Source organism: Pseudomonas fluorescens NCIMB 11764, assembly GCF_000293885.2.
Lineage (GTDB): Bacteria > Pseudomonadota > Gammaproteobacteria > Pseudomonadales > Pseudomonadaceae > Aquipseudomonas > Aquipseudomonas fluorescens_B.
In genome coordinates this window covers 3,576,348-3,596,825 of the sequence record NZ_CP010945.1, presented here as the reverse complement: position 1 = coordinate 3,596,825, position 20,478 = coordinate 3,576,348, and the positions used below count along the sequence as shown (strand labels likewise).

General features: G+C 59.8%; 15 protein-coding genes. All 15 read right to left on the bottom strand.

All coding sequences use genetic code 11. The features are described from left to right. Window positions 1-18 precede the first annotated feature (18 nt). Window positions 19-555, bottom strand: coding sequence for a carboxymuconolactone decarboxylase family protein (locus tag B723_RS16645; protein WP_017337764.1), 537 nt, complete (start codon window positions 553-555; stop codon window positions 19-21). Between the two features lie 73 nt (window positions 556-628). Further along, entirely contained in the window at window positions 629-2,149 is a 1,521-nt protein-coding gene (locus tag B723_RS16640) for a 4-hydroxyphenylacetate 3-hydroxylase family protein (RefSeq protein WP_017337763.1), read from the bottom strand. Between the two features lie 162 nt (window positions 2,150-2,311). Further along, complete coding sequence (locus B723_RS16635) at window positions 2,312-3,166, bottom strand: HpcH/HpaI aldolase/citrate lyase family protein (protein WP_017337762.1); 855 nt, start codon at window positions 3,164-3,166, stop codon at window positions 2,312-2,314. Then, the gene (locus B723_RS16630; protein WP_017337761.1) at window positions 3,166-4,359 is read right to left on the bottom strand and encodes a CaiB/BaiF CoA transferase family protein; all 1,194 of its coding nucleotides are present in this window, start codon (window positions 4,357-4,359) and stop codon (window positions 3,166-3,168) included. Before B723_RS16630 ends, B723_RS16635 begins: the two co-directional genes overlap by 1 nt. Window positions 4,360-4,369: 10 nt before the next feature. Further along, a complete protein-coding gene (locus B723_RS16625; RefSeq protein ID WP_033037529.1) occupies window positions 4,370-5,530 on the bottom strand; it encodes an acyl-CoA dehydrogenase family protein in 1,161 nt (386 codons plus the stop codon). A gap of 97 nt (window positions 5,531-5,627) precedes the next feature. Further along, a complete protein-coding gene (locus B723_RS16620; protein WP_017337759.1) occupies window positions 5,628-6,485 on the bottom strand; it encodes an FAS1-like dehydratase domain-containing protein in 858 nt (285 codons plus the stop codon). Window positions 6,486-6,496: 11 nt separating this feature from the next. Next, entirely contained in the window at window positions 6,497-8,257 is a 1,761-nt protein-coding gene (gene lpdA, locus B723_RS16615; protein WP_017337758.1) for a dihydrolipoyl dehydrogenase, read from the bottom strand. 10 nt (window positions 8,258-8,267) lie between these two features. Then, complete coding sequence (locus tag B723_RS16610) at window positions 8,268-9,554, bottom strand: dihydrolipoyllysine-residue acetyltransferase (protein ID WP_017337757.1); 1,287 nt, start codon at window positions 9,552-9,554, stop codon at window positions 8,268-8,270. Window positions 9,555-9,639: 85 nt separating this feature from the next. Then, window positions 9,640-12,330 carry an alpha-ketoglutarate dehydrogenase gene (mdeB, locus tag B723_RS16605; protein WP_017337756.1) on the bottom strand — a complete coding sequence of 897 codons (2,691 nt, stop codon included), beginning with the start codon at window positions 12,328-12,330 and terminating at the stop codon, window positions 9,640-9,642. A gap of 90 nt (window positions 12,331-12,420) precedes the next feature. Continuing rightward, a complete protein-coding gene (locus tag B723_RS33665; RefSeq protein WP_238588282.1) occupies window positions 12,421-12,993 on the bottom strand; it encodes a methyl-accepting chemotaxis protein in 573 nt (190 codons plus the stop codon). A gap of 2 nt (window positions 12,994-12,995) precedes the next feature. Beyond that, window positions 12,996-14,351 (bottom strand): methyl-accepting chemotaxis protein, encoded by a 1,356-nt coding sequence (locus B723_RS16600; protein ID WP_238588281.1) that lies wholly within the window; start codon window positions 14,349-14,351, stop codon window positions 12,996-12,998. 278 nt (window positions 14,352-14,629) lie between these two features. Continuing rightward, window positions 14,630-15,547 (bottom strand): SDR family oxidoreductase, encoded by a 918-nt coding sequence (locus tag B723_RS16595; RefSeq protein ID WP_017337754.1) that lies wholly within the window; start codon window positions 15,545-15,547, stop codon window positions 14,630-14,632. 77 nt (window positions 15,548-15,624) lie between these two features. Beyond that, window positions 15,625-17,364, bottom strand: a complete 1,740-nt coding sequence (locus tag B723_RS16590) for a CocE/NonD family hydrolase (protein ID WP_017337753.1) — start codon at window positions 17,362-17,364, stop codon at window positions 15,625-15,627. Between the two features lie 65 nt (window positions 17,365-17,429). Beyond that, entirely contained in the window at window positions 17,430-18,899 is a 1,470-nt protein-coding gene (locus B723_RS16585) for a carbohydrate porin (RefSeq protein ID WP_017337752.1), read from the bottom strand. A gap of 91 nt (window positions 18,900-18,990) precedes the next feature. Then, a complete protein-coding gene (locus B723_RS16580; protein ID WP_017337751.1) occupies window positions 18,991-20,169 on the bottom strand; it encodes an MFS transporter in 1,179 nt (392 codons plus the stop codon). Window positions 20,170-20,478: the final 309 nt, after the last annotated feature.

Sequence of the window (20,478 nt, the reverse complement as noted above, 5' to 3'; positions counted from 1 at the left end):
AATTCTCCTGATGTCTTTTCAGAGCCGAGTGAAATCGGCCTCGTTGCTCAACTCGAGGGGGCCAGTCAACCGACCGGTCATGTTGTACCAACCAATATTGAACAGCAGCGCCACGCTCTGCTTTTGCCCGAGGCCGTGGTAAACGTCTCCCCAGACCTTGTCGCTGACCTGCGCCGGCGCGCGGGTTGCGTCCCGGGCCAGGCGCAGCACGGCCTTCTCCAGATCGGAGAACAGCGCGCTCTTTTCAAAATCCCACAGCGCTTGCATCTGTTCCTTTAGCACGCCTTCCTTGAGGGCCCGATTCCAATGCGGATCGTGTTCGTAATGAGTGCCCATGGTCTGGCACGCCATGACGATGGCCATCTCACGTAATTTCGGATCAATGCCACAGCCGTCGCGCACCGCGTCGGCCATGGGAATGAAAACCTCGAGAATCTCCGGGCATGTCGCCAGAGTGCGAAAGATCTGCGCATTCGGCGCGTGGCCACGCTTGGCGCGCAGCAGGGCAAAGGCTTCGGGTTCGTCGTCGGGGGTGGGCAGCTGGATACGAGGCATACAAAACTCCGCACATTATTGTTTTAGTCAGCCGCCGCAGCGTGGCTATCAAGACCGCTGCGGCAGCTTTCGCTTATTGGCCGTTGATGCGCTGATCCCATTCGCTATTGCGATCAAGGAACGCCCACACACGGTCTTGCGCCTCGCGAGCACCCGGATAGCGTTCACCGCGCATCTGTGCGTTGCGCCATGGATCGCCAGAGAAGAACTTCTCGTACAGGTTCTGGCGTCCGGCAAACGATGAGCAGGACGCATCCCAGGCCAGCCGCAATAGCTGCATTTTGCGTTCGGCAGGGATGTCTGCCCCGGCGCAATAACGCTCGATGGCAGGGCCGTTTTCGCTGTAGAGGTCTTCGACCGTTGGCGCGACCACCACGTTGCCAGCACCCAACAATTGCAGGATTTCCAGCGCTCGCGCATGCATCGCCGGGTATTGCGCGCGCACCACATTCAGCGGTTGCTCGTACGGCACAACGGTGCCGCCGGGGCCCGGCACGCAGTCGATTTCAGCGACACGAATCATCGCGCGCAGGGTTTCAACATAAGCGACCAGTTCCGACAGCTGCACCATGACGTTGGGGAAACGGCTGTGGTTCACTTCGGTCAGGTTGTAGGCGATGCCCAACAGGAACTCCATCTTCGCCAGTGACCGGGTGGCGGACTGGTGCGAACCGTGCGGGCCGGAAGGCGACTTCATCGCCGATTCAACCGCTTTGATGCTGCGGTACATGAACACCCGTTCCCACGGGATAAACGCCTCTTCGAACCAGAGCACGGCGTCCATTTCGTCCATGCGTCCGGTCAGCGGGTCGTTGGCGAAACGGCCCTTCGCTGGCAGCGAAGGACGGCAAATCATCTTCATCCCGGGGGTGTCGATCGGTGCTGCGAAACCCACCGCGTAGGCTTCGGCATCCGCCACCAGCGGGAATTTCGCCGCCGCCGGCATGATCAATACTTCGTTGGCCAACGGGCCGAGGGTGGCTACTGAGCGCGCGCCGGATACGTAGATGCCGGCATCGGATTCGCGCACCACGCGCATGACCATGTCACCCGGCTGCTCGAACATTTGCAGGCGCTTGTCGATGTCCGGCGACACCAGCGAGTGCGTCAGCGCGAGATCGTTTTCGCGGATGAACTCATGGTATTTGAGAATGTTCTGGCCGAATTGCTCACCGCCGGCAGCGAACAGTTCGTGCGCCGATGCATGCGCGCTGACCATGACGTTAAGGAAGTCCGGTGTGCGGCCCATCATGCCGCCGACAGCGTCCATCCAGGTCTTCATCATTTCCCGGCGCAGCCGCAGATCGTCAGCCGAACGCGGCAACATGAACGAGCGACCAACACGCGCACCTGAGGTCGGTGATTCGAAGGTCATCTTGTCCTGCAAGGCGGGATCGCACTGGATGTCATACAGATCAGCGATGGATTGAATCGCGCCACGGAAACGGCGATCCACCGTCACGTCCTTGATGCGCTCGCCATCAATCCACACGGAGCGACCGTCTTGCAGCGAGGCGATATAATCGGCCCCGTTGCGTACTCCGTTGCGGGCTCCACTCATGGCCATCGGTTTTTTGTTTGCGTTATTTTCCATGGGTCATGCTCCTGCATTTGAAACGTTTGGCCTGCGGCGGGAGTGCCCGGCGCAAGGCGAATTCGGCTGCGGTTGCCACACCTCGATAGTATTGAGATGGGCCGCTTTTAAGAATTTGTGAATGGGCCGAAGAGTTGTTCCGAAATAGAAAAGAACGACGCTTCAGGTAGCGAGGCCAAACTCCGCCGCCAAGGCAAGAATGTTCCGCGCCCGCGCCATCACCGGGGCATCGATCATCCGGCCATTGAGCACCACCACCCCGCCGCCGGCCGCGTCACCCAGCTGGCAAACGGCTTGCGCCCATTCGATGTCCTGCGCCGAGGGCGTGAAGGCCGCCGCGGCTTCTGTGACCTGACTGGGATGAATCAACAACTGGCCACTGAAGCCGTGCCGCCGCGCACGCGCGGCGTAGCGGGCCAAGCCTGATTGATCACCGATGGCGGTGAACACGCCATCGACCGGCGCCGGCAATCGCGCCCGTTTGCTCGCGAGCACGAGCATGGCGCGCCATGGCAGGAACACCAGCTCTTCAGGGTCTGACTCGTCGGGGATCAGATCCAGTTCGACGGCCAGATCCAGCTTGCCGAACATCAACCGCGCGCAACCCGGCGCGCCGGCGATATGCGCCAGGGCGTCAATGCCTTGCACGGTCTCGATGATGCACAACTGCGGTTTACCAGTGGCATGATGGGCGTGCTGCACCTGCGCCGCGTTGTCGGCTTTTGGCAGCATCACGGCAGCGACGCCGGTGTGACGGCAGGCTGCCAAATCTTGCTCATGCCACAGCGTGTCGGCGGCATTGATGCGCACCGTCACGCGCTCATCGGGATGCTCATCCAGCCAGGCCAGCAAGGCCAGGCGCGCCGCCGGTTTGTCGACCGGTGCCACCGCGTCTTCAAGATCGACCACGACCACGTCGGTGCCGCTGTTCAGTGCTTTACCAATGCGTTCCGGACGGTTCGCCGGCACGAACAGAAAGGTGCGTGCCCGCGCCAGATTCAATTGTCGAATCGCCATCACACCACCTTCCTGTCGCGCAGTTCATCGGCATGCACGGCATAGCCAAGTTCGCGAAGAATCGCAGCGGTATGTTCCCCGAGTGCCGGCACCGGCCCCATGCGCGCGGGATGCTCACCGCCCATGCCCGGTGGCTGCAGTGCAGGCACCCGGCCTGAGGGCGTATCCACGCTCGTCCAGCGTTGGCGCGCAGCAAGTTGCGGATGGTTCCAGATGTCGTTCATGGTGCTGACGTTGGCATTGGCGATGTCAGCGGCATCGAGGCGGGCCATCACTTCATCAGCGCTGAGGCTGGCGAAGTTGTGCTCGATCAACTTGCTCAAGACCTCCCGGTTAGCGGTGCGCAGCGCGTTGCTGGCAAACCGCACATCCGTGGTGAGTGCCGCGTCGCCCAGCAACTTGTCGCAGAACACCGCCCACTCGCGTTCGTTCTGCAGGCCGAGCATGACGGTACGGCCATCGCCGGCACGGAACGGCCCGTACGGGTAAATCGTCGCGTGGGAAGCACCGGTGCGGCGCGGCGGTTCCTGCCCTTCGTAGGCGTAGTACATCGGGAAGCCCATCCACTCGACCATCGCATCAATCATCGCGATCTCGATGCGCCGGCCACGGCCGGTTTTGCCGCGCTCGATCAGCGCCGCAAGGATATTGGTGTAGGCGTACATGCCCGCAGCAATGTCGGCGATGGAAATGCCGGCCTTGACCTGCTCATCCGGTGTACCGGTGATCGACAGGAAGCCGGCCTCGCTCTGAATCAGCAAGTCGTAAGCCTTTTTCTCGGTGTACGGGCCGCCCTCGCCGTATCCCGAAATATCACAGACGATCAGCTTTGGGTTTTTCGCAGCCAGTGCTTCAAACGAAAGCCCCAATCGGGCAGCCGCGCCCGGCGCAAGGTTTTGCACCAGCACATCGGCTTCGGCCAGAAGCTTCATCAGAATTTCCTGAGCCTCGGGTTGTTTCAGGTCGAGCGCAAGGCTCTCTTTCGAGCGATTGACCCAGACAAAATGCGAGGCCAAACCATCGACGCGTGCGTCATAGGCGCGGGCAAAATCGCCGCTGCCCGGACGCTCGACCTTGATCACCCGTGCGCCCTGATCAGCCAGATGACGCGTGGCCAAAGGTGCTGCGATGGCGTGTTCGAGCGAGACCACCGTGATCCCTTCTAGCGCAAGTACCGGTTGGGTAGAAGCCATGACAGAGTCCTCAGAAAGAACGCGGCAGCCCGAGCAAGTGCTCGGCGACGTAGGAATAGATCAGATTGGTGGAGATCGGCGCGACCTGGTACAGCCGGGTCTCGCGGAACTTGCGCTCAATGTCGTATTCATTGGCGAACCCAAACCCGCCGTGGGTTTGCAGGCAAACGTTGGCGGCTTCCCACGACGCTTTGGCGGCGAGGTACTTGGCCATGTTGGCCTGGGCGCCACAGGGTTGGTGCGCGTCGAATAGCTGGCAGGCCTTGAAGCGCATCAGGTTGGCGGCTTCGATCTCGATGAAGGCGTCGGCAATCGGGAATTGCACGCCTTGGTTCTGTCCGATCGGACGGTCGAACACCACGCGTTCGTTGGCGTATTTGACCGCGCGCTCCATGAACCAGTAACCGTCGCCGATGCATTCGGCGGCGATCAAGGTGCGCTCGGCATTAAGCCCGTCGAGGATGTATTTGAAGCCCTTGCCCTCCTCGCCAATCAGGTTTTCCTCAGGGATCTCCAGGCTGTCGAAGAACAGCTCGTTGGTCTCGTGGTTGACCATGTTGGGGATTGGCTGCACGGTCAGGCCCTTGCCGATGGCGTCTTTGAGGTCGACGATGAAAATCGACATGCCTTCAGACTTGCGCTTCACCTCGGTCAGCGGCGTGGTGCGTGCAAGCAGGATCATCAGGTCGGAGTGCTGCACCCGCGAAATCCAGACTTTTTGGCCGTTGACCACGTAGCGGCCGTCTTTCTTCACGGCGTTGGTTTTGATCTTGGTGGTGTCTGTGCCCGTGGTTGGCTCGGTGACCGCCATCGACTGGATGCGCAACTCGCCGGCGGCAATCTTTGGCAGGTATTTTTCTTTCTGCGCGGTACTGCCGTTACGCAGCAGCGTGCTCATGTTGTACATCTGGCCATGGACTGCGCCGGAGTTGCCGCCGGAACGGTTGATCTCTTCCATGATCACCGACGCCTCGGTCAGCCCCAGACCCGAGCCGCCGTATTCTTCCGGGATCATCGCCGAGAGCCAGCCCGCGCTGATCAGTGCATCGACAAAGGCCTCAGGGTAGGCCCGCTGCTCGTCGATCTTGCGGTGGTATTCGTCTGGAAACTCACTGCACAAGGCACGGACGGCGTCGCGGATTTCCTGGTGTTCATCGGGGGCGTAGAGCATGGTCATGTCGGTTTCCTGTCTTGTTTGTGGTGATCGCGGCGCAGCAGTGCCCTTGGCGCTTCTGCACAGCGGCACCTTTTTTGAAAACGCTTGGGTGTCAGTCGAACGTGACTTCAGCTTTCATCGTCGAGCGCCTGTTGCAGTCGATCCAAAGATCGGCATTGCCCGGGCCGGTGGCCTGTCCGCACACTGCAAAGTCCGCCGTATCGAACAGCGGGCCGATCGCACGGAAAGCGAAGCGTCGTATGCGCTTGTTCGGGTGCACCGCGCGAAAGGCTTCGAGCAGCAATGTCGCGGCCAGCGGGCCCTGCACGACGAGGCCCGGATAGCCTTCTTTCAGCGTGGCGTAGGGCTTGTCGTAGTGAATGCGATGGCCGTTGAACGTCAGTGCCGAATAACGGAACAGCAACACCGGGTCGGGATGAATCAGTCGTCGGAATTCGCCTTGGCGCTCCGTCGCTTCGCCGGCAAGGGGCGCTCCTGCAGGCGCTGGTTGGCGGTAGACAATGTCCTGTTCCTCCACCACGCACACACCACGCTCACCGGAAATCTTGTGTTCGACGGTGACAAACAGCAGCTCGCCATTGCGCCCGGATTTGCGTTCGCAGCGCAGGATGCGCGAAACCCTGGTGACGGCTTCCCCGACGCGCAGCGGCTGCTCGAAGTTCAAGCGTCCGCCCGCCCACATACGGTTGGGCAGGTTCACTGGCGGCAGGAATCCACCGCGTTGCGGATGGCCGTCGACGCCGATTTCGCTGTGTCGGGCATTTGGCGAGAAGTACACCCAGTGCCACAAGGGCGGCAATTCACAGCCTTCCTGCAGGGTGTCGGGATCGAGGTCGAGCGTCGCTGCCAGCGCTTGCGCAGTGCGTTGATCGATACGATCGCTACGCAGTTCCTCGCGGCCCACCCAATCGCTCAAGTCCGCGAGAATCGCCTCATTACAGGCATTCATGGTCATCTCCTTCACGCCTCTTTACGCCGTGCCGCCGGCAAGTCGGTGCAGCTGCCGTGGGCAACTTCTGCCGCCATCCCCACGGTTTCACCCAATGTCGGATGCGGGTGGATGGTTTTGCCGATGTCCTCGGCGTTGGCGCCCATTTCGATAGCGAGGCACACCTCGCTGATCAGATCACCCGCACCGGTACCGACGATGCCGCCGCCGACCACGCGATGGGTGTGTGCGTCGAACAGCAGCTTGGTGAAGCCTTCATCGCGACCATTGGCAATGGCACGGCCAGATGCCGCCCATGGGAAAACCGCCGTCTCGACCTTGATGCCTTGGTCTTTGGCTTCTTGCTGGGTCAGGCCGGCCCAAGCCACTTCGGGATTGGTGTAGGCCACGCCGGGAATCTGCAACGTATCAAAGCGGCTGCGGGCCAGTTCGGCATTGTTCAAGGCTTCGCCTGCCGCGACTTCAGCGGCGACATGGCCCTCGTGAACGGCTTTGTGGGCCAGCATCGGTTGGCCGACGATGTCGCCAATCGCGAAGATATGCGGCACGTTGGTGCGCAGTTGCTTATCGACGGGGATGAAACCGCGCTCATTGATATTGACGCCGGCCTTGTCGGCATCGAGCTGGTTTCCATTGGGTTTGCGACCGACTGCGACCAGCACCAAGTCATAGCATTGAGGCTCGGCGGGCGCTTTTTCACCCTCGAAGGTCACCCAGATGCCCTGCTCGCTCGCCTCGGCTTTCAGCGTGCGCGTGTTCAACATCAGGTGATCGAAACGATGGCTGTTGTGCTTTTCCCAGACTTTGACCAGGTCGCGATCCGGGCCTTGCATCAAGCCGTCCAGCATCTCGACCACATCGATACGTGCGCCCAGGGCCGAATAAACCGTAGCCATTTCCAGGCCGATAATCCCACCGCCGACCACCAACATGCGTTTCGGCACAGACCTGAGTTCCAGAGCACCGGTTGAGTCAACGATGCGCGGATCCTGGGGCATAAACGGCAACTTCACGGCCTGACTGCCGGCGGCAATCACGCATTGTTTGAAGCGAATTACCTGTTTCTCGCCCGTCTGCTCCTGCCCGGAGCCGGAACACAGAGCGACCTCGATGCGCTGCGGATCGAGGAATCGGCCAACGCCGCGCACGACCTCGACTTTGCGCCCCTTAGCCATGCCGGCAAGGCCGCCCGTGAGCTTGTTGACCACCGAATCTTTGTGCGCGCGTAACTTGTCGATATCGACCTTTTGGGCACCGAAGTCGATGCCCAGCGACGCTAGATGCGGAACTTCCTCCATGACCGAAGCGATATGCAACAGCGCTTTGGAAGGGATGCAACCGACGTTCAGGCACACGCCGCCCAATGAGGCGTAGCGCTCGACAATGATGGTTTTCCGGCCCAGATCGGCCGAGCGGAACGCGGCGGAGTAACCGCCGGGACCGCCGCCGAGCACCAGCACGTCGCACTGCAGCTCTGTGCCGCTGGCGGTTGCGGCCGCTGCTGTTGTTGGCGTTGGCTGAATCGCCGACCCATTCGATTCCAGCGTCAACAACACCGCGCCTTCGCCGACCTTCTCGCCAACCTTGACTCTAATTTCCTTGACCACACCGGCGGCAGAAGACGGTACATCCATGGTCGCCTTGTCGGACTCCAGCGTGCAGAGCGGGTCATCGACGGCCACCACATCGCCAATCTTGACCAGTATTTCAATCACCGGCATGGCGGCGGCATCGCCGATGCCGGGCATCTTCACTTCAATCACCTGACTCATTGGCATTCCCTCACAGCGTAATTCGACGGAAATCTGCCAACAGAGCCGCCAGATGCTGAAGGAACCGTGCAGCCGCCGCGCCATCGACGACGCGGTGATCCCATGACAACGCCATGGGCAGAATCAGTCGCGGCGCGAAGGCGTTGCCATCCCACACCGGTCTGATTTGCGCGCGAGTGACGCCGAGGATTGCCACTTCCGGCGCATTGATAATCGGCGTAAAACCGGTGCCGCCAATGCCGCCCAGGCTGGAAACGGTGAAGGTTCCGCCGCTCATGTCGGCGGGCCCCAACTTGCCGTCCCGAGCTTTGCGCGCCAGTTCGGCGCATTCGGTGGCGATCTGGCCAATGCCTTTCTGATCGGCATCGCGAATGACCGGCACCACCAGACCGTTCGGCGTGTCAGCGGCAAAACCGATGTGGAAGTACTGTTTGAGAATCAGGATCGGCTCGCCGTCTTCGTTGCCCAGCGAACTGTTGAACGACGGGAAGGCTTTCAAGGTGGCGACCGCGGCCTTGATCAAAAACGCGAGCATGGTGTACTTGATCGCGTCCTTGCCGCCCTCCAGATTGAGCTGCACGCGAAATGCTTCCAGCTCGGTAATATCGACTTCTTCGTTGTTGGTGACGTGGGGGATCATCACCCAGTTGCGCGCGAGATTTGCGCCGGAGATCTTTTTGATACGCGACATCGCGACCTTCTCGACCGTGCCGAATTTGGCAAAGTCGATGTCCGGCCACGGCAGCAGATTGAGCCCACCGGTTTGATCGGCACGCGGCGCGGAACTGTCCAGACGCAGCAGAGCGTCTTTGACGAAACGTTCGATATCTTCACGAAGCAGTCGCCCGCCCTTGCCGGTGGCAATTGCGCGGCTGACATCCACGCCCAGTTTTCGCGCATAGCTGCGTACCGAAGGGCTGGCGTGGGGTTTCGGCCCAGAAATACTCACCACTGGCGCAGGCGCTTTGGCGACGGCTGGCTGCGGAGTAACGTAGGCGATGGGTTCGGCCGCGACCGGGCTAATGACCAGCGGTTGCGCAACAGGCGCTTCATCAATCGCCATCTGCAACGTGAGGATCGAACTGCCTTTGGAAACGCGATCGCCTTCCTTGATCGTCACCGCCACAACGGTGCCGGCGCCTGGGCTGGGCACGTCCATTGAGGCCTTGTCCGATTCCAGCGTCAGCAGTGGGTCATCGAACGCTACTTTATCGCCCGGTTTGACCAATACCTCGATCACCGGCAGGTCTTTGAAGTCCCCGATGTCAGGGACATGAATTTCTCTGATTTCACTCATGACGTACCGTCGCCCAGAATTAGATCCGTTGCGCGCTCACGCAACGGAGGGAGCGCTCATCGAGCGCGTGCGAAGAGAAAACCGCTTAGCGTGTCCACGGCGCCGGGCTATCACCTTTCAGGCCATAGCGTTCAACAGCCTCGGCCAGCACCTGACGCGACAAGCTGCCGTCACGCACCAGACCGTCCAGTGCAGCCAGTACCACTTGATGGCGATCGACTTCGAAGAAGCTGCGCAACGCGGCCCGGGTATCGCTGCGACCAAAGCCGTCGGTGCCCAGGGCAATGAAACGTGCATCGACGTAACTGGCGATCAGTTGCGGCCAGGCGCGGACATAGTCGGTGGCGGCAATCACCGGCGCGTTGCCGGTCAGCGAGGCACACAGATGGCTGACTTGCTCAGGTTCAGTTGGATTCAGACGATTACGTCGCTCCACTTCCCGCGCTTCTCGTGCCAGTTCGCTGAAACTGGTGACGCTGAAGACCTCGCTCGACACCTGCCAGTCAGCTGCCAACAGTTCAGATGCCGCGATGACTTCGCGCAGAATCGTGCCGGAACCCAGCAGCCGCACGGTTCCACGCGACGCAGGTGCATGTGTCACGGCGTAGCGATACATGCCGCGAATGATTTGATCTTCCACACCGGAGGGCAAAGAAGGCTGGGCGTAGTTCTCGTTCATCACGGTGATGTAATAGAACTCATCGACATCGCGTTCCATCATCTGGCGCATGCCATGGTCGACAATCACCGCAAGTTCACCAGCGAACGCCGGGTCGTAGGCTCGGCAGTTGGGAACGGTGGCGGCCACCACATGGCTGCTACCGTCCTGGTGTTGCAGCCCTTCCCCGCCCAGCGTCGTGCGCCCGGCGGTGGCGCCGAGCAAGAAACCACGTGCGCGTTGGTCGGCCGCGGCCCAAATCAGGTCGCCGACCCGCTGGAAACCGAACATCGAGTAGTAGATGTAGAACGGCAGCATGGGTTTGCCGTGCGCGCTGTAAGACGTCGCGGCAGCGACCCACGAAGACAATGCACCAGCTTCGGTGATGCCCTCCTCCAGCAGCTGACCGTCACGGGCTTCACGGTAATACAGCATCGAGCCGGCATCTTCTGGCTCGTACAGTTGCCCGAGTGGCGAGTAGATACCGATCTGACGGAACAGGTTGGCCATGCCAAAGGTACGCGCTTCATCGGCGACGATCGGAACAACGCGCGGCCCGAGTTCTTTGTCTTTGAGCAAACCGCCAAGCATGCGCACCACGGCCATGGTGGTGGACATTTCCTTGCCGTCAGCTTCAAAAGCGAAACGTGCGTAGTCCGCCAATGCCGGGATGGCGACGTGCTCGCGGCCCTTCTGCCGAGCCGGCATGTAGCCGCCTAGCGATGTTCGGCGCTCACGCAGATAACGCATTTCCTGGCTGTCTTCGGCCGGGCGATAGAAGCGCAGTTGCGCGACGTCATCGTCGGACAGTGGCAGCGCGAAACGGTCACGGAAAGCCTTCAGTGCATCGATATCGAGCTTCTTGGCCTGGTGCGAGGTCATCCGCGATTCGCCGGCGCCGCCCATGCCGTAACCTTTTTTGGTTTTCGCCAGGATGACAGTTGGCCGGCCCTTGTGCGCTTTGGCTGCGGCGAACGCTGCATGTAGCTTGCGGAAATCGTGACCGCCGCGCTTCAGTGCATCGATTTCAGCATCCGACATGTGCGAGACCAATTCTTTGATCTCTGGGTCCTGCTGGAAAAAGTGCAGCAGGTTGTAGGCGCCGTCCTTGGAACCGAGCGTCTGATATTGACCGTCGACGGTTTGGGCAAAACGTTGTAGCAAGGCGTTGTTGGTGTCCCGCGAAAACAACGGATCCCAGTCCGAGCCCCAAATGACTTTGACCACATTCCAGCCGGCGCCCGTGAACAACGCTTCGAGCTCTTGAATGACTTGACCGTTGCCCCGCACGGGTCCGTCCAGCCGCTGCAAGTTGCAGTTGACGATAAAGGTCAGGTTGTCGAGTTTTTCCCGCGCCGCGAGCGTGAGCCCGGCGATCGATTCGGGTTCGTCCATTTCACCGTCACCAAACACGCCCCACACATGACGGTCGGCGGTTTCGGCCAAGTTGCGGTGTTCGAGGTAGCGCATGTAGCGCGCTTGATAAACCGCACTGATCGGACCAATACCCATCGAGCCGGTCGGGAACTGCCAGAAGTCCGGCATCAACCAAGGGTGTGGGTAGGAACTCAAGCCGTTGCCGCCGACTTCCTGGCGATAGTTGGCCAGTTGTTCCTCGGACAGCCTGCCCTCCAGGAACGCCCGGGCGTAGACACCCGGCGCCGAGTGCGGCTGATAAAACACCAGATCGCCGCCGTGACTTTCGTCGCGAGCACGGAAGAAATGGTTGGAACCGACCTCGAAGATTTCTGCGGCGGACGCATAACTTGCGATATGCCCACCCAGATCCCCATATGCCTGATTGGCGCGCACCACCATGGCCAATGCATTCCAGCGAATGATCGACGTGATCCGTTCCTCGACAGCAAGGTCCCCTGGGTAGGGACCCTGCCGTTCAATCGGAATTGTGTTCCGATACGCCGAGTACGGGTGCACATGCGAGGTGATGCCAAGTGCTCTTGCGTGTTGCTCTAACTGTTTGAGCAGAAACTGGCCGCGCTCGGAGCCGCCATCGCGCACGACGGCCTCCAGCGACTCGAGCCATTCCTGCGTTTCATCCCGGTCGCTATCCAGTGAAGCCAACGACCCAGGGATCGAATTTTCATTTAGCGAACTCATATCTGCCTCCACTCTTGTTGTTGTTTGCTTAGAGATGAACCGACAGAACGTGCCGCCGTACTCAGCCTCATAACTGCAAATGAACCTGTTTCAAGACACCGTGCGAAAACCACCAACGGCTGCGTTGAGCGCGCCGCCCACCTGTTCCAGGCCGCGCACCGAGGCGTCGAGCAAGCCGCTGGCAGCAGTGCTTTGCTCAGACACTGCACGTACCCGTTGCATGCTTTCTCCAACCTGTTCTGCCACGGCACTCTGCTGTTCTGCCGCCGCCGCGATCTGCTGACTCATCTGCTCGACCGTCGACACCGCCGCTGCAATTTCCTGCAGCGCTTGTGACGCTTGTGCGGCAAGCACCACGCTTTCGCCGGTCAGCACTTGACTGCCCTGCAAGCGGCTGGCGGCGTGCTCAGCGACGATTCGCAACTGTTGAATGATGGCGGCGATGTCGTCAGTGGAGGTTTGGGTGCGCCGGGCCAGGTTGCGTACCTCATCGGCGACTACAGCAAAACCACGACCGTTTTCGCCGGCCCGTGCCGCTTCAATTGCTGCATTGAGGGCGAGCAGATTGGTCTGCCCGGCCAGGGCACTGATCACGTCGAGTACCTTGCCGATCGCTGCGCTCTCGTTGAGCAATGAGCCCATGGCGTCGGAACAGCCGCTCATTTCTACGGCAGGTGACCGATCTTGCTGGTCGCCTGATGCACCAGTGCTTCGCCTTTGCGCGCTTGATCATTGGCCTGTTCGACGGCGTGGCGGGTCTGGCTGGCATTGCGCGTAACGTCTTGGGCCGTTGCGGCCATCTGTTGCATCGCGGTGGCCGCCAGCTCGGTTTCTTCACGCTGCGATTCGACGCCTTGACGCGTGCGCTCGGTGACCTGCACCAGACTGTCGGCGGCGTGGTTCAACTGCCCGACGCCTTGGCCAATCCGACCAATCAGCCCGCGTAAACTTTCCAGCATGACGCCGACGCTGCCGAGCAACTGGCCCAGCTCATCGCGGCGTCCTGCAGCATCGATCTGCGCGCTGAGATCGCCTGACGCTACACGGCGCGTCAATTCAACCGCTTGGCGCAGCGGTTGCAGTATCAAGTGACGAATCAACAGACTCGCCCCGATGCCAAGGGCGAGCGCCAACAGCACCATCCCCGCTAGCAGCCGCGATACCCTCTGACCCATTGCCTGCGAGGCTTGAACCTGTGTGGCGCGTACTTCGCTGAGCAATTGACTGACTTTGTCAGCGGCGACGTTCATTGCCGCCTGGCTGTCGCTGGTTTGCTCGCGGCTCGCGGCGTAACCATTGAACGCGGCGCGGTATTCATCCAGCGCTGTACGAGCCTGGGTCAGCGATTCGCGCTCGGCGCCTTCGAGGCGCAGTTCGAGGTTTTCCATGTAAGAGCGCAGTTCAATAACTCGCGCTTCCCAGGCGTTGCGCTCTTCGGTGCTGCCTTGCAGAGTGAAATAGAGTTCGCTGTCACGCAGGTTCGCCAATTTGTCGCGCAGCGTGGAGGCTTGTTCCAGCTGCAGCATGCGTACCGCGTCCGCCGGCTGGGTCCGCGAAGCCAGAAAGTTGACCGCGTCGAGTTGATCGAGCATTACCACGGTGAAACGCTCGCCCACCACTTGCGCCAACTGTTGCATGCGCAGGCGTGCCTCGCGGGCATCTCGCAGGGCCTGGGCATACCGTTCGAACTGGGCGAGATAATAGTGGGCGGCTTCTTTGGAGGCACCCTGCCCGCTGTCCATTTGCGATTTTTCCAGCAACGCCACCAGCTCGGCGGTAAGCCCGGCGACCTTTTTGGCTTCGTCCTCGGCCAGGTTCAGGCCGAACGCCTTGACCGCGACCTGCGCTTGCAGAATCAACGACTCAACGGCGGCCACATCGTTCATCTTCCTGGCGCGGGTTTCGAGTACGTTGAAGGCGTAAAACGCAGTCGCCGCTACGGCTAATGTCGACAACAACACCAAGCCAAAACCCAGCCACAGTTTGCTGCCAACCGACAGGTTGCCGAGTGCGCGGCCCATCACCGGAACGCACCTTGGCACGCAGGCGAGGCAAATCTGAACCCGAACGGAAACGGCAGAAAACACCAAGGCAAACTGAGCATATGAGGGCTTCTTGTTGTTGTTTTTTTGGATTCAGAGGCGCTGCATTTCGTACGTTCAGAGCCTATCGCGTAGGCATGTGGCTCGGCCAATGGCCAATAAAGATGGGCGTCAGTTGAAACGCTAATAGCCTTGGATTTACAGGTGAGCCGTCGCATTGCACGAGCGGCTCAGGGAACAGAAATACGTCGAGCGCCTCAATTAGAAAGCGTTTTCTGGGCTTCCTTGAAACGCGCGTATTCCCTGCGGACAAACGTTTCGAACGCCGTCGGCGCGCGGCCCAATAGAAAGGCCAGCACATTGGAATTACCGACAAAGTCGTGGTTACTGTAATGCCTGGCGATCGCCAGGTTCATCCGCAACATATGTTGAAGCGCTTCGGGCTCCAGATTGCCGAAACGTTCGCGGACAAACACCTCGACATCGAAGCGTTCGACTTTGATCTCGCGCCCCACCACTTGCGAAGCAACCGCGCCAATCTCGTGCGCAGTGAACCGTCCGGGGCCGACCAGCTCGTAGGTGGCCCCGCCGTGACGTTTGCGATCAGACAACACCAACGCAACCACGTCCGTAAAGTCTTCCAGATCGACCATCGACTGGCGTCTGTCCAGCGACCACGCCAAGCGGAACACGCCTTCCTCGAACACCGCTTTCAGTCGTGTTGGCAGCATGTAATTGGCGGGTTGCAAAATGGTGTATTCGAGTCCTGAGGACAGCAGGTGTTCTTCAATGTCGCGCTTGATTTCATGCTGGATCAAGTCGCTGGCGATGGCGTGCAGCACAGAACTGAACACGAAATGCTCGACGCCCTCTGCTCTGGCGGCATCAATCATGGCGAAGCCCATCGCGCGTTCGTCGTGATGCAGCGTCGGGCCGATGTGGTACACGCTTTTGACGCCCTTCATGGCTTGGGCAATAAACGCCGGATCGGCGAGATCGCCTACCCGCACTTGGTGTACGCCGAGCTTGTGCAGTTGCTCGGCGGAGGATTCGGTTCTGACGCAAGCCCGTATTTGATGGCCGGACGCGAGCAGTTTGGGCACCAGCCGTTTGCCCTGGTTACCGTTAGCCGAGGTGATAAGGATCAATGGATTTTTCTCCTGAAAGGAATCCATGGCGCGATCGATACAGGCTTTTCAACGCCACAGGTGAGGTACGCCCTGCCCTTTGAAGAGCACGGCGCACACCAGGATCAGCTGAGTTTGACGGGGAGTTGCAGGTAGGAGGCGTGTTCACCGCCGGTGTGGATCACGTGTTCGCCGCTGTTGGCGCCGGTGTATTCGGCGATGCCGGGCATCATCGTTCCCATCAAGTTGCGCGAGCTGATGACGAAACGCAGCTGTTCGCCGGGGTAGAACTTGATGCCGAGCGGCAGCAGGTCGATCTCGACATCGACGATCTCGCCCGGAGCGAGTTTTTCCACGCGATCAAAGCTGTGGGCCGGCACGTCCACGCTTGAAAGCGCTTTGTCCAGATGCCGCGCCGAGACACGCAAGCGGCCGTCCGAGCCTTTGTAGCGAAGAATGGTCGCGCCGTGATCGGTGAGATCGTGAATCATCGCGCTGTGATTAGGCGTGGTGAACTGCTGCAGCGGTGTGCCATAGGCATCGAGTTTCTGCACCAGCACAAACAAATCCATGTCGTCGGCGCCTTTGGCTTCTACCCAAAGGTGCGCTTTGGGGTAGCCGACCAGCTCGGTGACCTGATCGAAACGGGTGATAAACGAGACCGCATTCGGATTGTTGGCAACACCATAGGACACCGCGACATCGGCCGCCGGTGCGTCGGAGGTCAACATACGCGAGCGACCGTCAAGGTAGAACCTGGTCGATACCGCGCCTTGTGGCGGAAACTCTTCAGCCGCGACGTTAACTTGGTCGCCGCCTTCGAAGTCGTGCACGGCGTAACGCACGCGCGGGGTGGATTCCCAGTCGTTAGCCTGGCCTTTGAGGTAGCGGTCAAAGAAGCGCCGCAAGTCTTCGACGTTCGCTTCGTCGTAGTAATCCGGCCACTCTTGAGTGTTGTGGATGCGCAGCCATTTGTCATGCGAAGCAATTCGTCGCCACCCGCGGAACGTACCGGCGGTGTGCAATGTGTTGGAATAGCTAGCGACAATGTAAGCCGGCACATTGATGCGTTCGAACTCTGGAATCTTGTTTTCCCAAAGTTCGTTCATCAACGGGTAGCGCGCGGCTTCAGCAAGAATGTCTTCCTTGTTGTTCTTGCCGAAGAAACTGCCGTTCTGCAACAGCCCGGCGAAGGCGAGATCGGGCATGCCGCCACGCAGCACCAGGTCGCGGTACACGTCACTGACACCTTCCCACGGGTTGATCGCTTTCAGCGCCGCAGGCTGCTCGGCGGCGGTAAACCACTGCGAAACGGCCAGATACGAGGTTCCGCTCATGCCGACATTGCCGCTGCACCACGACTGCTCCGCGAGCCAGTTGATCAGGTCGTGGCAATCGCGACCGTCCTGACGATCCCAAAGCACGCTGTTGCCTTCAGAATCAACGCAGCCACGAATGTCCGGGTTGCAGATCGCGTAACCGTTGGCGCACCAATACGCAGGATCCGGCGCTTCGAACTTGGCCAGCCCCGACACGACATTGTTGTTCAAACCGACCAGACCAAACACGCCCATAACACTGACGGAGGTGCCCTGCCCTTTGCCGTAAGGACTCCACGCAACAATCACCGGCACTTTTTCGCTACCGGCCGGGCGGAACACGTCGACGTAAATCGTCACGCCATCGCGCAACTGCACCGCGACGTCCTTCTCGAACACGATGTCGACGGGAATCGGGCGAAACTGTGGGGCGATTTGAAAGCCTTTTTCCAGCGTCCGCGTGCCCGGCTCGAAAGCGGTCAACAAGCCGGTTCGGGCAGGTGGCAGTGGCGTGGACGGTGTGTAAACTTTTTGCGTATCGCTCATGGAGAGACTCCCTTGTCTGGCGCCGGTACTCACCGGGGGCAACTAATTCGTTGGTCAATCAAGCTTTAGAAAAACAGCGTGAAACTGGCTTGCAGGTTGAGGGCGTCTTTGACGTCCGGACTGAACGCCGGATGTTCGACGTAACTCAGCCCCGCGCGTACATAAGTGCCGGCGGCAACGCGCATGTTGTAAGCGAGCGTTGTCGATTTCGAGTCGTCGGCATTGGACACATGCAGCGTATCGAGCTTTTTATTGGCGTCGTCGCTGTAGCTGGTGTAGCCGTACTCCAGCATCACCATGTCGAATGGACGCGAGTCCAACGGCCCTTTGGCAAACACGCGCAAGCCGTAATACAGGTCAAACAGGTTGCGATCTTCAGGCGCGGTCATCCAGGTAAACCCGGCGTACAAGCCACGGGAAGCGATGGCGCTGTCGAATTGGTAAAACTGGTAGTCGCCCAGCACGTAGCCGGCGTAGTTGTCATCACTGCGCTCGTTGCTGAGGAACTGCGTGTATTCCGAGGTGTTATGGATGTAACCGGCTCGCAGCCACGCGTACGGTGTGCCCGGCGCAGAGGCGCGTTTGTAGCCGAGCTCATCGATGTACAGCGCGCCGGCGTGATCAACGTGCAAGTCGAGCTCACCGGCATGGCGGTCGATCTCCGGCCCCATGCCGTCAGGACTAATAGAGCGTTGAACGCCGAATTTGTTATAGAAGTTGCCGTAATTCAGCGTGAAGTTGGCTGCCGGGCTGGACACCGGCGCGTGGCTCAAACCCACTTGAAACGGGATCACCGCTTGTAAACCCTGAGTGCCGCCCACCAACGTGCCGCCGGTAAACGGGCCGATAAATTCCAGGTCGTTGGGCAGCACGCCGATTTTGAATTCGACGGTTTTATCCCACAGGCTCTGGTAGTAGGCGATGCGCGTGTAGCTGAATTTTGAGGACGGATTCACTTCATCCCAGCTGGAGTAGTAACTGCCCACACCGAAAATGAACTGTCCGTTGTCGAGCCCTACCTGACCCAGATCGTAGGTAAACCCGAGCAGCAGGTTTGACGAGTAAGTTGGACGCTCCCCGCCATAAGCCTGCGGTTTGTGGCGGTCGTGATCGAGGTAGTTATTGGCGAAGGTGGTCATGTTCAACATGTTGAAACCAATGCCGTAATCAGCCAGATCACTGCGAAGTCCGCCGGCGTCCCCAAGGATGCTTTCCGACGGTGGCGGCAACTCGGTCAATTGCCCGTGTTCAACCAGTGCATCGATCTTCGCGAACTGCTTTTTGCGTTCGATGATGTGGCCCAGCAGTTGGCTGTCGGGCAAGTTTTTTTCTGTAGCCGCCTGATCAAGACTTTTAGCCGGTTGCTTCAATTCCGGGGCAACCTGACCCACAACGTTCTGCGGCGTCGGGTTTGTTTCAGCACGAGCATTCATCGAGTGAGCCGCCCAGATTGCCAACAGTGCCGCCAGCGTCACGCGGACAAATTCAGGCGCATGCTTACGGATTCGGTTCGTCCCGTTTTGATGGGGCCGCATACAATTTCCTTTTATTCTTATTTTCGGCAGTCATTAGCGTTGTAGCCGGCCACGGCGCAGGCACGCACGGTGGCCGTATTGCTTGTTTTTACTAGGTGGCTTCAGGCGCGATCACACGCTGTGGTTGATCGGGTGACTTGGCAGACAGGCACAACAAACCAAACGCCACAACCGGGAGTATCGGAAACAGCATCAGGGCTGTGCGGTATGAACCGCTTTTATCGAACACCATGCCCAACACGAACGGGCCGATAATGGCGCCTAGCAGGGTCACCGAAAAGGCGCTGCCAAAGATCCGCGCATACGCCAATTTGCCAAAGCGGCGGGAAATCAAATAACCGAGAATGTCGATCTCGGCACCCTGGGTCGCGCCAATCAGGAAACTGGCCGCCAGCGCCCAGTGCAGCCCGTCCAGCAACATCAGAAAGCCAACCAACTGGCAAGTGAGGAAAATCCCCGCGACGGTTCGGGTGTGCAGATGATCGAGCAAGGCACCGCCAAACAGTCGCCCGAGCAACGACCCGGCAGAACCCGCCGCAACAATGCCGGCGATCTGATTGGCGGATGCGCCCCAATCCGAGAGCATCGCCGGCAAGTGCACGCTGGCCCCCACGACGCCAAACAGCACCAGTACAAAGGCCAGCGAATACAGCCAGAAATCACGGGTGACCATGGCCTCCCGCAGCGTCATACCGACCACCTCCAGCTGGCTTTTTTCAGTGCGGCGTTCGGCCTCCGGAATCGGCCCTTTGTTGTCACGGACAAACACGGCCAGATTGACCAGGCCAATCACCAGAGCAATCGCCCCAGCCACCAGAAACGCCTCGCGCCAGCCGTTCAATGCAATGTTTTGCGAAATCAGATACGAGAACGCACCGGTGCCGACCGCAAGGCCCGATGAAGTAATCGCAAAGGCCAGCCCCAGGTGTTTATCGAACCAGCGCTGGGTCAAAAACAGGAAGGCGGGATAACTCGCCAGATTGCCGAACGCCACGCTAAGCGCCGTGATCGCAACGAACGCAGGGAACGAGTGAATGAGCGACAGGCACATGTAGCTGCCACATCCCAACAGCGTTCCGACCAGCGCGACACGGCGCGCGCCAAAGCGGTCAACGAGGAAGCCAGCCAGTGGCATCACCAGCGCGTTACAGATGGACGCGACGGAAATGATGATCGCAAAATCGGTACGCGACCAACCGAACTCAGCCGTCACCGCCTTCATGAACAGGCCCAGCGGAATCAGTAGAATGGCCGGCGACGCGATGCTCATTCCGAGAAAACATCCAACAAGTACTGACCAACGTTTCATCTCTTGCGTCCTTATTTTTGTAATGGCACACGCGCTTTGAGCTTTGGGTCGATGACGCAACGGACCCGGCTTGTTCACGAGCCTACGTCCACACGCAATTTATATCAACAGCAGTTGAGATAAATGGCAAGTGAAAGGTTGGACGGAGTGCTGTGCTGGAAAAACAGCGGGCAACCGCGATGAGTTAACCGTCAACGTTCGGGCAATAAATTCGGGGGCATTGGATCGGGGACGTCTGCATCCGCTGCAGCGGTGTCGGACTCACAGATG

Excerpts from the sequence above, each read along its gene's own strand:
- B723_RS16645 (WP_017337764.1), bottom strand. The coding sequence starts at position 555 with ATGCCTCGTATCCAGCTGCCCACCCCCGACGACGAACCCGAAGCCTTT.
- B723_RS16640 (WP_017337763.1), bottom strand. The coding sequence starts at position 2,149 with ATGGAAAATAACGCAAACAAAAAACCGATGGCCATGAGTGGAGCCCGC.
- B723_RS16635 (WP_017337762.1), bottom strand. The coding sequence starts at position 3,166 with ATGGCGATTCGACAATTGAATCTGGCGCGGGCACGCACCTTTCTGTTC.
- B723_RS16630 (WP_017337761.1), bottom strand. The coding sequence starts at position 4,359 with ATGGCTTCTACCCAACCGGTACTTGCGCTAGAAGGGATCACGGTGGTC.
- B723_RS16625 (WP_033037529.1), bottom strand. The coding sequence starts at position 5,530 with ATGCTCTACGCCCCCGATGAACACCAGGAAATCCGCGACGCCGTCCGT.
- B723_RS16620 (WP_017337759.1), bottom strand. The coding sequence starts at position 6,485 with ATGAATGCCTGTAATGAGGCGATTCTCGCGGACTTGAGCGATTGGGTG.
- lpdA (WP_017337758.1), bottom strand. The coding sequence starts at position 8,257 with ATGAGTCAGGTGATTGAAGTGAAGATGCCCGGCATCGGCGATGCCGCC.
- B723_RS16610 (WP_017337757.1), bottom strand. The coding sequence starts at position 9,554 with ATGAGTGAAATCAGAGAAATTCATGTCCCTGACATCGGGGACTTCAAA.
- mdeB (WP_017337756.1), bottom strand. The coding sequence starts at position 12,330 with ATGAGTTCGCTAAATGAAAATTCGATCCCTGGGTCGTTGGCTTCACTG.
- B723_RS33665 (WP_238588282.1), bottom strand. The coding sequence starts at position 12,993 with ATGAGCGGCTGTTCCGACGCCATGGGCTCATTGCTCAACGAGAGCGCA.
- B723_RS16600 (WP_238588281.1), bottom strand. The coding sequence starts at position 14,351 with ATGGGCCGCGCACTCGGCAACCTGTCGGTTGGCAGCAAACTGTGGCTG.
- B723_RS16595 (WP_017337754.1), bottom strand. The coding sequence starts at position 15,547 with ATGGATTCCTTTCAGGAGAAAAATCCATTGATCCTTATCACCTCGGCT.
- B723_RS16590 (WP_017337753.1), bottom strand. The coding sequence starts at position 17,364 with ATGAGCGATACGCAAAAAGTTTACACACCGTCCACGCCACTGCCACCT.
- B723_RS16585 (WP_017337752.1), bottom strand. The coding sequence starts at position 18,899 with ATGCGGCCCCATCAAAACGGGACGAACCGAATCCGTAAGCATGCGCCT.
- B723_RS16580 (WP_017337751.1), bottom strand. The coding sequence starts at position 20,169 with ATGAGCATCGCGTCGCCGGCCATTCTACTGATTCCGCTGGGCCTGTTC.